This is a genomic window from Acrocarpospora macrocephala, from assembly GCF_009687865.1.
Taxonomy (GTDB): Bacteria; Actinomycetota; Actinomycetes; order Streptosporangiales; family Streptosporangiaceae; genus Acrocarpospora; species Acrocarpospora macrocephala.
Genome location: NZ_BLAE01000015.1, coordinates 30331 through 42237, shown reverse-complemented (window position 1 = coordinate 42237; position 11907 = coordinate 30331). Strand labels below are relative to the sequence as shown.

Here is an 11907-nt window from a genome sequence, read left to right as displayed (position 1 = left end):
ATTCCTCGTCACAGACCCGACAGTCGGCACAGCCGCTCGCGGTGCCAGGCCGGATCGCCGTACAGCGCCGCGTCCGTCGTGAGACGACGCAGGTACAGGTGCTGGTTGTGCTCCCAGGTGAAGCCGATCCCGCCGAACACCTGGAAGCAGTTCTGCGCCAGATCGACGCCGTGCTCGCCGACGAAGGCCTTCGCGATGCTGGCCGACTCCAGGGCGTAGCCGTCGTCCGTGCCGAGGTTCTCGGCGGCGCTGAGTGTGACCGCCTTGCTCATCTCCAGCAGGAGGCTGGTGTCCGCCAGGAGGTGCTTGATCGCCTGGAAGGACCCGATGGGCCGGCCGAACGCGATGCGGTCCTTGGCGTACTGGACGGCCATCGAGAAGTCGTGATCCATGGCACCCACGGACTCCGCGGCGGTGAGCACGCACCCGATCGCCAGCTGCCGGGCGGCCGGCTCCGCTGCCCGCCCCGGCTCGCCGACCACATCAGAGGCGCTGACCTGGACGCGGTCGAAGCGCACCTCGGTGAACGCGCGCGTGATGTCGAGGGACTCCAGCGACGTCACGGACACGCCCGGCAGGCCCGCGGGCAGGAGGAACTGCGACACGCCGTCCTCGACCTCCGCCGTCACGAGCAGCCAGGACGCCGTGTCGGCGTCCACCATGAAGCTAGTGGACCCGGTCAGCTCGTATCCGGAGCCGGTGGCCTTCGCCTGCACCGTGCCGCCGACCGGGCCGTGTACGGCAGGCGCGCCCACCGCCCAGGCCGCCGACTGCTCGCCGGACATGAGGGCGGCCAGGACCTTCTCCCGCTGCTCCTCGTTCCCCGCGACGCTGAGCGCGTGGGCGACCACGTTCGTCGCGACGAAGGCACCCGGCTGCAGCATGCCGCCGCGCAGGTAGGCGACGAGCGTCGCGTCGACGGCACCGTTGCCGGACACGCTGCCACCACCGAACTCGTCAGGGACCAGCATCGAGAACCAGCCGAGCTCGGCCGCCCGCCGGCGGTAGTCGGCTGCCCAGTCCGCGTCGCGGAAGGGCTTCTCCCGCACCCGCTCCAGCGGGTACGTCTGCTCGATGAAGCGGGCAGAGGCATCGAGCAGGTACCGCTGGTCCTGGGTCACGTCACGATCCATAACTTTCCCTCATTCCGGTGATGGCGGGGGTCGCAAAGACGCTGGAGGCTGCGGTGTAGGTGCGACGTCGGGCTCCAACGGCACTGACGTCCTGCTGCGTGCACGCTACTTGATAACCACGTTCTCATCAATAAGAAACGTAAGTCCACAGGGCGGACGGCTGTCATGCCATGTGGCGATGGCTCGGGAGATCACCCTGTGCCGCATGGCGATCCGGGCCCTTCGACGCGCCTGGGCGTGTTGGTGGAGTTCCCGATCGCAGGGCACCTGCGCGCCGCGCTGAGAGGATCGTCTTTGCGCAATCTGGCGATGTGATGGTGGCATTGCAGAAACTATGTTCTCTATAACCGTATACATCCTTTGCAGTAGCAGGTAGCCTCCGAATCATCCCAAGTTGGCCGCCGGACCCCGGTCCACCTCTACGTGAGTGCGGTGTCGGCCGGCTAGCCGCCTCAGCGACAAGTGACACTGCGCCAGGCAGGTGCACGAAGGGAAAAGGTCGGAGTGATGACCCAAACGGGTGCCGAGGACGCGATGGCAGTCGACCCCTACTTCTCTGATCCTCGACTCCAGTCCTTGATCGGTCCCGGTGGGCCGTTCGAGGTGGAGGAGATCATCCTCGATGGCGTCCCTGTGCGGTCCTTCGTTCGCGCGCCCCGGACGATCATGGAGATCTTCCAGCTGGGCAAGGCGCACGCCGACCTCGTCCACCTGGTGTACTACGACGAGCGGTGGACGTTCGCGGACGTGCGACGCCGGGCGCTTAGCACGGCGCGAGAACTGAAGACGCGCTACGGCGTGCGGCCCGGCGACCGCGTCGCCATCGCGATGCGCAACTACCCCGAGTTCTTCATCGGCTTCTGGGCCACCGCCGCGCTCGGAGCCGTCATTGTCCCGCTGAACTCATGGTGGACCGGGTTCGAGCTGGCCTACGCGCTGAAGGACGCCGGGGCGAAGGTCGTCTTCGCCGACCAGGAGCGCATCGAGCGCCTGGCCTCGACCGGCGTCGAGACCTCGGGCGTCGCGGTTGTGGCCGTCCGGACCGACCGGTCCGCCGGGGACGGGCTCGTGCACGCGGCCGACCTGATGGCGGGCGAACCGCTCGCTGAGAGCGAGTTCGCCGACCTGGGGCCGGACGACCCGGTGACGATCCTCTACACGTCCGGGACGACGGGTCACCCCAAGGGGGCGCTCGGTACCAACCGGGGCCACATCGCGAGCTTCTTGAACATGTCCTTCATGGCCGCCCGCGACATGATCATCACCGGCCGCACCACCGGGGAGCCCAGGCAGCCGGCGAGCATCGGCTCAGCACCGCTGTTCCACATCGGTGGTGTCGCCATCGCGCTCGGCGGGCAGCTGCACGGTTCGAAGACGGTGCTCGTGCGCAAGTGGGATCTCGTGGAGGCCCTGACGCTGGCCGAGAAGGAAGGCGTGACCAGCTTCGGCGGTGTGCCGACCACGGCTCGTCAGATCCTGGACTACCCGAGGTTGTCCGACTACAAGCTCCGGCTGAACGGATTCACCATGGGCGGCGCCGCGGTGCCCCCGGACCTTCCCGGCCGCGCCCTGGAGGCCTTCGGCTCCGTGCAGCTGCTCAACGGGTACGGCTCGACGGAGACCTCTTCCGCGGTGGTGGCCAACGTCGGTGACGAGTACGCCCAGCACCCTCGGAGCATCGGCCGGCCCAACCTGACGGCCGACCTGCGCGTCGAGGACCCGGACGGCCTGCCCGTCGGACCCGGCCAGATCGGGGAGCTCTGCTTCCGCTCGCCGCAGATCGTCAAGGAATACTGGAACAACCCCGAGGCGACGCGGGAAGCGATCGTCGACGGCTGGTTCCACACCGGTGACCTGGGCTACGTCGACGAGGACGGCTTCGTGTACGTGGTCGACCGCCTCAAGGACGTGGTCATCCGCGGCGGCGAGAACGTGTACTGCGCCGAGGTCGAGGCCATCCTCTTCAAGCACCCGGACATCGCCGACGCGGCCGTCCTCGGCGTGCCCGATCCGGTCATGGGGGAGCGGGTCTGCGCCGTCGTGGTGCCGCGCGACGGCGCCGAGATCGAGTTCGCGGCCCTGCGGAATTACCTCACGCAGTACCTGGCCTACTTCAAGGCGCCCGAGGCCCTGATCGTGACGGACGAGGTGCCGAAGACCGCCACCGGCAAGATCGCTAAGAACGAGCTGCGCAAGCTCGTGGCCGACGAGCCGGAGCGCATCCAGCGGATCTAGCCACCGGCGGCCCCGGTCCTCGGAGCGGCAGCCGCGGGGACCGGGGCACGCACATCCCGTTATCCAGGCACCGCCGGCGGGGACACGCGCGGCGGTGTGGACACATCCGGAAGGTAAGCATGAAACTGGACTACAAGCCGTTCGACGCCGACAACCACTACTACGAAAGCCTGGACGCGTTCACGCGGTACCAGGCCAAGGCGATGGCGCGCCGCGGGGTGCAGGTCCTGCGGGAGGGCAAGCGGGCGTACATCCTGGTGGGAGGCAAGATCCTCCGCTTCATCGCGAACCCGACCTTCAACCCGGTCATCGTGCCGGGGAGCACCGAGCTGATGTTCCGCGGGCAGGTGCCCGAGGGGGTGGACCCGGCGTCGCTGTCAAAGGTCGAGCCGATCCACGCCGAGTACCAGGACCGTGACGCCCGCATCCGGGTCATGGACGAGCAGGGGCTCGGCGCGGTGCTCATGTTCCCGACTCTGGGTGTCGGGGTGGAGCAGGCCCTGATCAGCGACACCGAAGCCGCGACGCACTGCCTCGCCTCGTTCAACCGGTGGCTGGAGGAGGACTGGGGGTTCGCCTACCAGGGCCGGATCTTCGCAGCACCGCTGCTGTCGCTGGCCGACCCCGACGCCGCCCTGGCGGAACTGGACTCGCTGATCGAGCGCGGCGCGAAGCTGATCCACCTGCGACCCGCCCCGGTGCCCTCGGCCGCCGGCCCGCGCTCGTTCGGCCACCCCGCCCACGACCCGGTCTGGGCCAGGCTGGCGGAGGCCGGCATCCCGGTCGCCTTCCACCTCGGCGACAGCGGGTACATGCACTACTCGGCGGCCTGGGGCGGGGAGTCCGAGATGGACCCCTTCGGCCGCAAGCACGACGCGCTGGACCAGGTCCTAGTCGACGACCGGGCCATCTACGACACGATGGCGTCGATGATCGTGCACGGTGTCTTCCACCGGTTCCCGACACTGCGGGTCGCGAGCATCGAGAACGGGTCCGACTGGGTGGCCATCCTCGCCAAACGGCTGCGCAAGAAGGCGAACCAGGCGCCGTCCTTCTTCCCGGAGGACCCGCTGGACGTCCTTCGCCGCAACGTGTGGGTGTCGCCCTACTACGAGGAGGACCTGCCCATGCTGGCGCAGACGATCGGGGCCAACAAGATCCTTTTTGGCTCCGACTGGCCGCACGGCGAGGGGTTGTCGGACCCGGTCTCGTTCACCAAGGAGTTGACCGGCTTCTCGGCCGGTGACGTCCGCAAGATCATGCGTGACAACGTCATCGAGTACCTCGGGGCCGAGCCGGCGCAGTGAGCCGTTCCGGTCTCCGGTGAACCCGTTCACGCTCGGGGCGGCACGAGGGCCATGCGGCTTCGTGCCGCCTCGTGTCACGCGGGCACCGGGCGAGTGCTCAGTCGGCGAGGGGAGTCCGGCGCCGGGAGAATACGGCGATCCCCACCGAGACCACCGTGGTGACGGCGCCGGCCAGCCCCAGGGTTTGCATCGTGCCGAGCGCGGTGGCCACCTGGCCCTGCCACAGGCCGCCCAAGGGCACGAGCCCGCCCCATCCGATCATGAACAGGGCCATGACGCGCCCGCGCTTGTTCTCGGCCGCGAGCAACTGGATCAGGGTGTTCAGCGTCGTCATGGCGGCGAAGTAGGTGCCCCCGCTGAGGGCGAGCAGCAACAGCGCCAGCGGCCAGTTGGAGGTCAGGCTGAACAGGGCCAGCGTCGCGCCGAAGCCTCCGGTCAGCAGCGCCCCCGTACGCAGCGTCGGGGCCGACTCCCGGAACCCGGTGAACAGCGCCCCGGCCATCGAGCCGAGCCCGGCGATGGCGACCATGGCGGTGAACCCGTCCGGTCCCTTTCCGAAGGCGCGGTCGGCGACGACCGGGAGTAGCGCGGTGTACGCACCGGCGAACAGGGAAGACAGGCAGACCACGGTCAGCGCCGCCCCCATGGGCGGCCGCCGCCGGGCGTGCATGATTCCGTCGCTGAGCTGCTGGAGAAAGGGGGCCGCCGGCTCCGGTTCGTACGGGGATACCCGTACCCGAGCTAGGATCGCCAGCTGGCCGAGGCCGGCCAGGGCGTACAGCGTGAACGCGACTGTTTCGCCGGCCAGCACGATGACCGGCGCCGCCAGCGTCGGCCCGACCACGCGGGAGAGGTTGGAGGCCACGGACATCAGCGAGACGGCGCTCGTCAGGTCTTTCGCCGGCACCGTCGCGGCGATGATGGCCTGCTGAGCCGGCGCATTGAACGCGAACACCGTACCGACCATGAAGGCGAACGGCAGCAGCAGCGTTGGCGTGATCAGTCGCGCGAACTGCAGCGCGCTGAGCGTGCCCATGGTGACGGTGGTCGCGCCGAACCCGGCCATCAGGATCACCTTGCGATCCACGCGGTCCGCCAGCACCCCGGCGAACGAGGTCAGCACCAGCATCGGGATGAAGCTGATGAAGAACAGCAGTCCCAGCCAGCGAGGGTCGCTGTGGGTCAGCCGTGCCATGAACGTCTGCATGGAGACCATCGCGATCCAGAAGCCGAGCTGCCCGACGAACAACGTCGCCCACACCCGGCGGAACGGCCGGTAGCCAAGCGCGCGGATGCCGCGGCCACGGGGTGAGGTGAGAAACCACGCCCACCGCGTGACGCCGACCTGAGTCTCAGTACTGGGGGCGATCGGTGCTGCCGCGCGGTGATCGGCGTGCTCGGCCTCAGCGTCGGTCATGCTATGCCCCCATATGTCGCACCTTGTCCGGGTGTCCGGTCTGCAACAATAGGAAACGCCGATCCACATAGCAAGAATTCAGTTGTTTATTGACGAGATTGACGTTCTAACATATGGTCATCGAGATTATACGATTAGCGGTCTCGCGCGGCGTCCCAGGCCGCTCGCGCACCGCGATTTGCTCAGGACGAGGGCTATGACCGAGATCGCGCAGCAGGACCAAGAGGTCGCGCAGCCGTACGAGACGCTCGTGATCGAGCGCATCGGGAAGGTGCGGCGGCTCACGCTCAACCGCCCGGAGCGCCGCAACGCGCTCTCGCCGCAGCTACAGGACGAGCTCGTCGACGCCGTCCGGGTGGCCCAGCTCGACAAGGACATCCGGGCGATCATCATCCGCGGTGCCGGCCCGTCCTTCTGCGCGGGCTACGACATCAACCCCAACAAGGCCGGTCAGGGCCGCGAATACGCCCCGCCGATGACCGTGGAGGAAGACGTCGCGCTGTGCCTGACCTTCGGCGAGAAGTGGGGCAAGCTGTGGAACTGCCGGGTCCCGGTCATCGCCCAGGTGCACGGGTACTGCGTGGCAGGCGGGACCGACCTGGCATTGCACTGCGACATGGTCATCGCCGCGGATGACGCCAAGCTTGGCTTCCCGCCGGTCCGCTCGCAGGGCGGGCCGCCCACCCACATGTGGGTGTACCACGCCGGACCGCAGTGGTCCAAGCGGCTCCTCCTCACCGGCGACACCATCTCGGGGGCGAAGGCCGCTGAGATCGGCCTCGTGCTCGAATCGGTGCCCGCCGAGCAGCTCGACGACCACGTGCTCGCGCTGGCGACGCGCATGTCGCACATCGGGCACGACCTTCTGGTGCACAACAAGCGGATCGTCAACCTGGGCGTCGAGCTCATGGGGCGCGGCACGATGCAGGCCATCGCGGCCATCCACGACGTGCTCGGCCACAACGCACCCGAGGCGGCGGAGTTCAACGGGCGCCTGCGCCAGGACGGCGTGCGTGCCGCCGTCAAGGAGCGGGACGCGCTCTTCCCGTGACTGGAGAAACGATGGAAAGGCCCCTGGCGGGGGTGCGGATCCTCGAACTCGCCACCGGGATCGCCGGCCCGTACGCGGGGAAGCTGCTCGCGGACTACGGCGCCGAGGTCATCAAGGCAGAGCCCGTCGAGGGAGACGAGTCACGCGGCCGCGCCCCGTTCCTAGACTCGGCTCCCGATGGCGAGTGGAGTGCGCTGTTCCTCCACCTCAACGCCAACAAGCGCGCCGTCACGGTCGCCGCCGGCACGCCGGGCGGCCAGGACCTGATCCGGCGTCTCGTCTCCTCCGCCGACATCTGCCTGGAGTCGTTCGCGCCCGGCGCGCTCGCCGGGTGGGGGCTGGGCTTCGAGGCGCTCCGGGAGATCAACCCCTCGCTGGTCCTCACCAGCGTGACCCCCTTCGGCCAGGACGGTCCTTACGCGGGCTATCGCGGCAGCGAGCTGGTGTACGCCGCGCTGGGCGGCATGAACGCGACCCGGGGGGCCGACCGCCGCCCGGTCGCACCCGGCGGCAACCTGAGCCAGTACCACGCCGGCTGCCTCGCGGCCGCGGCCACGATGGGCGCCCTGCTCGCCGCCGAGGAGAACGGCGAGGGCGAGCACGTGGATATATCGATCATGGCGGCCGAAGCCGCCTCGGCGGACAGCACGATGGTGTTCCTGACGGCGCACGCTTACAACGGCCGGACCTCGTCCCCGCCCCCTGCCTCGGCCGGCCCGCAGGTGACCGGGCTGGGACCGCTCCCGAACGGCGCCTTCGCGTGCGCCGACGGGACGGTGACCGTCTCGACGGTGCACCAGTGGGTGCCCCGCATGCTCAAGGTGGTCGACGACCCGGTCCTCGCGGAGATCTTCTCCGATCCCGCCCGGCTGGCCGAGCCCGGCACCGCGGCCGTGGTCGACGACATCGTCGCGCGCTGGTTCCGAGGCCGCACCAAGCGCGAGGCCATGCTCCAGGCGCAGGCTCTGGGGTGGCCGGTCACCGCCATCCAGGCGCCCGCGGAGCTCCTCGACGACCCGCACTTCAGCTCACGCGGCGCCGTCTTCCAGGCGGAGCACCCGGAGGCAGGGCGCATCGCCCAGCTCGGCCCGCCGATCCGGCTGGCCGGCGGCTGGCAGCTCCGGCGTCCCGCGCCCCGGCTCGGTGAGCACAACGACGAGGTGTACGGCGAGCTGGGGCTGGGCCGGACGGAACTGGCCGCGTACCGCGCCGCCGGCGTTATCTGAGGGGATTCGATGAGAAAGCTGCCTCTCGACGGGGTGCGCGTGCTCGACATGACCGTGGCGTGGAGCGGGCCGTACGTGACGATGCTGCTCGCCGACTTCGGCGCCGAGGTGATCCGCGTCGAGAACCCGCGGATCTTCCCGACCAGCACGAGGGGTGTGATGCCGCGGCCATCCGCCCAGGCGGTGGCCGCGGCGACGAACCTCAACATGTCGGGCTACCCGGACCTCGACCCCGGGGAGCGGCCGTGGAACCGGAGCGCCATCTTCAACTGGCACGGGCGGAACAAGCGCTCGATGACGCTCGACCTGCGCCAGGAGCACGGCAAGGAGGTGTTCCTGCGTCTGATCGAGCTCAGCGACGTCTTGGTGGAGAACAACGCGCCGAACACCCTGGACCGGCTCGGCCTCGGCTACGACCGCCTCGCCGAGCGCAATCCCGGGCTTGTCATGCTCCGGATGTCCTCCGGCGGCCTGGACGGCCCCTATCGCGACTTCATCGGGTTCGGCAGCAGCTTCGAGGGTCTCGTCGGGCTCCGCTCGATCCGCGGCCAGCCGGGCACGCCGCCGGAGGCGAGCCCGATGTCCCTGCACATGGACGCCGCGGCGGGGACCACGGGTGCCTACGCCGTGATGCTCGCGCTGCGGCGCAAGCGGCGAACCGGCGCAGGGGGGCTGGTCGAGCTGCCTCAGCTGGAGAACCTCATGCACCACATCGGCGAGGTCGTGCTGGCCGCCGCCCGGGGACAGGACATCGGGCCGCTGGGCAACCGCGATGCCCAGCACGCGCCGCAGGGTGTCTACCCATGCGCGGGGCAGGACCGGTGGGCGGCGATCAGCGTCGGTTCTGACGACCAGTGGGACGGCCTGCGACGTGCCATGGGTGCGCCTGCGTGGGCCGAGGACCCGCGGTTCGGCACCGCCAGCGGCCGGATGGCGGCACACGACGAGCTCGACGAGCGGATCGCGTCGTGGACGGGGGAGCTCGACCGGTACGAGGTGTTCCAGCGCTGCCAGGCCGAGGGGGTGGCGGCGGCTCCCGTGACCGACGAGGCGGATCTGTTCGCCGACGCGTCGCTGCGCCACCGGCGGTTCTTCCGGCCGATGTCGTCGCCGCACACCGGGGAGCACGAGTACCCCGCCCACGCGGTGCGCTGGTCGGGACCGCCCTTCCGGTGGGAGCGCGCCTCGCCCGGCCTCGGTGAGGACAACGACTACCTCTACAAGGAAGTGCTTCAGGTGACGGATGAGGAATACGAGCGGCTGCGCCGAGAAGGCCACCTCAGCGAGGACTACCTCGACGCCGAGGGACGGCCGCTGTGAGCGCCGGACGGGAGGTCGGCCCGATGGATTCAGAAGATCCTGACCTGCGGGAGTATCGGAGCAACGCACGCGCCTGGCTCACCGGGAACCTGGCGCGCCGCGCCACCGGCGGCCGGTCGCCCATCGTCCGCAGCGAGACCAGGAGCGCGGAGGACATCGCCCGCAACCGCGCTCTGCAGCGCGTGCTGTTCGAGGGCGGCTACGCCGGCATCACCTTCCCGAAGGAGTACGGCGGGCAGGGGCTGACGCCGGCGTACGAGCGGGCGTTCCGCGCGGAGGCCGCCGAGTTCGTGCTGCCGGACCTCGGCGGCGCGGGCGCGATGACCATGACGGCGATCGCCCAGTCGATGCTCGCGCACGCCTCGCCGGCGTTTCTGCGGCGGCACATCCCGAAGATGCTGTCCGGTGAGGAGGTCTGGTGCCAGTTCTACTCCGAGCCCGAGGCTGGTTCTGATCTGGCCGGAATCCGGACGACGGCGAAACGCGACGGCGACCGGTGGGTCATCAACGGCTCGAAGATCTGGACGACCGGGGCCTACTACTCCGACTGGGCGATGTGCCTGGCGCGAACGGACTGGAACGTCCCCAAGCACCAAGGGCTGACCTGGTTCGTCATCCCGACGGACGCGGCCGGCGTCACGATCCAGAAGATCACCCAGATCGACGGGAACGCGGGCTTCTGCCAGGAGTTCCTGGACGACGTCATCGTGACCGACGACGACATGCTCGGCGAACTCGGCCAGGGGTGGACGGTCGCCCAGACGATGCTCGTTTACGAGCGTGGCGGCGGCACCCCGATGGCGGGGCTGACGGCGTCCGGCCGGCCTGAGCTGGCACCTGACCTGGTCGCGCTCGCGCGCGCCGTGGACCGCACCGGCGACCCCCTGGTGCGCCAGCTCATCGCCCGGGCGCACACCATCGACGTCGCGCTGTCGTGCCTGGGAGAACGCATCAGGGCGCGCCTGGCCGGCTCGGACACCCCGAACCCCGCCGTGGCCGGGTACGCCAAGCTCGCCTCGGGGACGTTCGCGCCGGTCCGGGCCCGGATCGCCGCGGAGATCGGCGGCGCGGCGGCGGTCCTCTGGCCCGGCGACGAGGACACCTCGGACGTGGCGATGAACTACCTCAACGGCCGCATGGTGGCGATCGCATCCGGCACCAACGAGATGCAGCGCAACGGGATCGGCGAGCGGGTGCTCGGACTGCCCCGTGAACCGAGCTTCGATCAGGCGAAACCGTTCGCCGAGGTCGTGCGGGCGGCCCACACCTGGAATCACCGCGTCTGAGGGACGGCACGAGGGCTGGCCGCACCTTCGCAGGGTGTGGGGAGCACGGAAGGAAATCATGGCTGACCACACCCACTTCGACCATGTCGCGATCGCCGTCCGCCGGTGGTCGGACGCGTACCCGGCGCTCGTCGAGGAACTCGGCGGCGCCTGGTGCCTCGGCGGGGTCACGGAGACGTTCTCGCCAGGCCAGTTCCGGTTCGCCGAGGAGATGACGGTGGAGGTCCTGCAACCGGGGTCCGCCGGTGAGAACTTCGTGAGCCGGTTCCTCACCGAGCGCGGCCCGGCGGCGCACCACCTCACCTTCAAGGTGCGCAGCATGGCCGAGTTCAGCTCGGCATGTGCCGAGCTCGGATACGACCTGCTGCCTGCCCACCTCGACGTCCCCGGCCGCACGGAGATCTTCGTACACCCCCGGGCCAGCGGGATGGGGACGCTGCTGCAGGCGATCGAGGAGCACGAGCGGTTCAGCGTGACGACGCCGCGGCCCGCCGAGGTTCCCGCCCCCTCCAGGCCCGCGCTGCGGGTCGCGTGGGTCGCGCTCGTCGTGCCGGAACTCGATCGGGCCATGGCCCTGTTCACCGGGGTCCTCGGCGGAACCGTCCTGATGAGCGGCGACTCGGGCCGTGGCCGGCACGTGCTCCTCGAATGGGCGCCGGGCCGTCGGCTGCTCCTGCTCGACGGCGGCGCGGGTGCGGCGCTCGGGCGCGGAGACGGCAGTCCGGGCGTGGACCACGTCCTCTTCTCGGAGCCGCAGGAGCCGCTGCCCAGGCTCCAGGAGATCGCCGGCGCGGCGCCCGTGCCGGGTTCCGACGTCCTGGGCCTCCCGCTCCTCGACGCGCGTCATGGCCGCCGGGAGGTCCCGGGTGCGCGCCACAGTGCCGGGGTGGAGCCGGTCGCCCGCTGAGCGACACGGCAGATCTGGACGACGG

9 protein-coding genes are annotated in these 11907 nt (G+C 69.9%); 7 read left to right on the top strand and 2 right to left on the bottom strand.

Annotation, left to right across the window (positions count from 1 at the left end; translation table 11 throughout):
• Positions 1 to 8: 8 nt before the first annotated feature.
• Entirely contained in the window at positions 9 to 1133 is a 1125-nt protein-coding gene (locus Amac_RS14665) for an acyl-CoA dehydrogenase family protein (RefSeq protein ID WP_155354922.1), read from the bottom strand.
• A 507-nt stretch (positions 1134 to 1640) separates the two neighbouring features.
• Here Amac_RS14665 and Amac_RS14660 point away from each other — a divergent pair.
• Together Amac_RS14660 and Amac_RS14655 are read left to right on the top strand one after the other, a co-directional pair.
• Positions 1641 to 3368, top strand: a complete 1728-nt coding sequence (locus Amac_RS14660; protein ID WP_218041078.1) for a class I adenylate-forming enzyme family protein — start codon at positions 1641 to 1643, stop codon at positions 3366 to 3368.
• 119 nt (positions 3369 to 3487) lie between these two features.
• Positions 3488 to 4675: an amidohydrolase family protein gene (locus Amac_RS14655; RefSeq protein WP_155354921.1), complete on the top strand. Its 1188-nt coding sequence runs from the start codon at positions 3488 to 3490 to the stop codon at positions 4673 to 4675.
• 97 nt (positions 4676 to 4772) lie between these two features.
• Here Amac_RS14655 and Amac_RS14650 read toward each other — a convergent pair whose 3' ends face one another.
• Positions 4773 to 6092, bottom strand: a complete 1320-nt coding sequence (locus Amac_RS14650) for an MFS transporter (RefSeq protein WP_170322481.1) — start codon at positions 6090 to 6092, stop codon at positions 4773 to 4775.
• A gap of 196 nt (positions 6093 to 6288) precedes the next feature.
• Between Amac_RS14650 and Amac_RS14645 the strand changes: the two genes are divergently transcribed.
• Genes Amac_RS14645 through Amac_RS14625 form a run of 5 tightly spaced genes read left to right on the top strand, consistent with a single transcriptional unit; the run spans position 6289 to position 11882 of the window.
• Positions 6289 to 7143 (top strand): enoyl-CoA hydratase-related protein, encoded by an 855-nt coding sequence (locus Amac_RS14645; RefSeq protein WP_155354919.1) that lies wholly within the window; start codon positions 6289 to 6291, stop codon positions 7141 to 7143.
• An 11-nt stretch (positions 7144 to 7154) separates the two neighbouring features.
• Positions 7155 to 8369: a CaiB/BaiF CoA transferase family protein gene (locus Amac_RS14640; RefSeq protein WP_155354918.1), complete on the top strand. Its 1215-nt coding sequence runs from the start codon at positions 7155 to 7157 to the stop codon at positions 8367 to 8369.
• A 9-nt stretch (positions 8370 to 8378) separates the two neighbouring features.
• Positions 8379 to 9689 (top strand): CaiB/BaiF CoA transferase family protein, encoded by a 1311-nt coding sequence (locus Amac_RS14635; protein WP_155354917.1) that lies wholly within the window; start codon positions 8379 to 8381, stop codon positions 9687 to 9689.
• 23 nt (positions 9690 to 9712) lie between these two features.
• Positions 9713 to 10975: an acyl-CoA dehydrogenase family protein gene (locus Amac_RS14630; RefSeq protein WP_155354916.1), complete on the top strand. Its 1263-nt coding sequence runs from the start codon at positions 9713 to 9715 to the stop codon at positions 10973 to 10975.
• Positions 10976 to 11033: 58 nt separating this feature from the next.
• Positions 11034 to 11882 (top strand): VOC family protein, encoded by an 849-nt coding sequence (locus Amac_RS14625; protein WP_155354915.1) that lies wholly within the window; start codon positions 11034 to 11036, stop codon positions 11880 to 11882.
• The last annotated feature ends 25 nt before the right edge of the window (positions 11883 to 11907 follow it).

Bases quoted from the DNA above. Each gene is read 5' to 3' on its own strand.
- Amac_RS14665 (WP_155354922.1), bottom strand. From the start codon at position 1,133: ATGGATCGTGACGTGACCCAGGACCAGCGGTACCTGCTCGATGCCTCT.
- Amac_RS14660 (WP_218041078.1), top strand. From the start codon at position 1,641: ATGACCCAAACGGGTGCCGAGGACGCGATGGCAGTCGACCCCTACTTC.
- Amac_RS14655 (WP_155354921.1), top strand. From the start codon at position 3,488: ATGAAACTGGACTACAAGCCGTTCGACGCCGACAACCACTACTACGAA.
- Amac_RS14650 (WP_170322481.1), bottom strand. From the start codon at position 6,092: ATGACCGACGCTGAGGCCGAGCACGCCGATCACCGCGCGGCAGCACCG.
- Amac_RS14645 (WP_155354919.1), top strand. From the start codon at position 6,289: ATGACCGAGATCGCGCAGCAGGACCAAGAGGTCGCGCAGCCGTACGAG.
- Amac_RS14640 (WP_155354918.1), top strand. From the start codon at position 7,155: ATGGAAAGGCCCCTGGCGGGGGTGCGGATCCTCGAACTCGCCACCGGG.
- Amac_RS14635 (WP_155354917.1), top strand. From the start codon at position 8,379: ATGAGAAAGCTGCCTCTCGACGGGGTGCGCGTGCTCGACATGACCGTG.
- Amac_RS14630 (WP_155354916.1), top strand. From the start codon at position 9,713: ATGGATTCAGAAGATCCTGACCTGCGGGAGTATCGGAGCAACGCACGC.
- Amac_RS14625 (WP_155354915.1), top strand. From the start codon at position 11,034: ATGGCTGACCACACCCACTTCGACCATGTCGCGATCGCCGTCCGCCGG.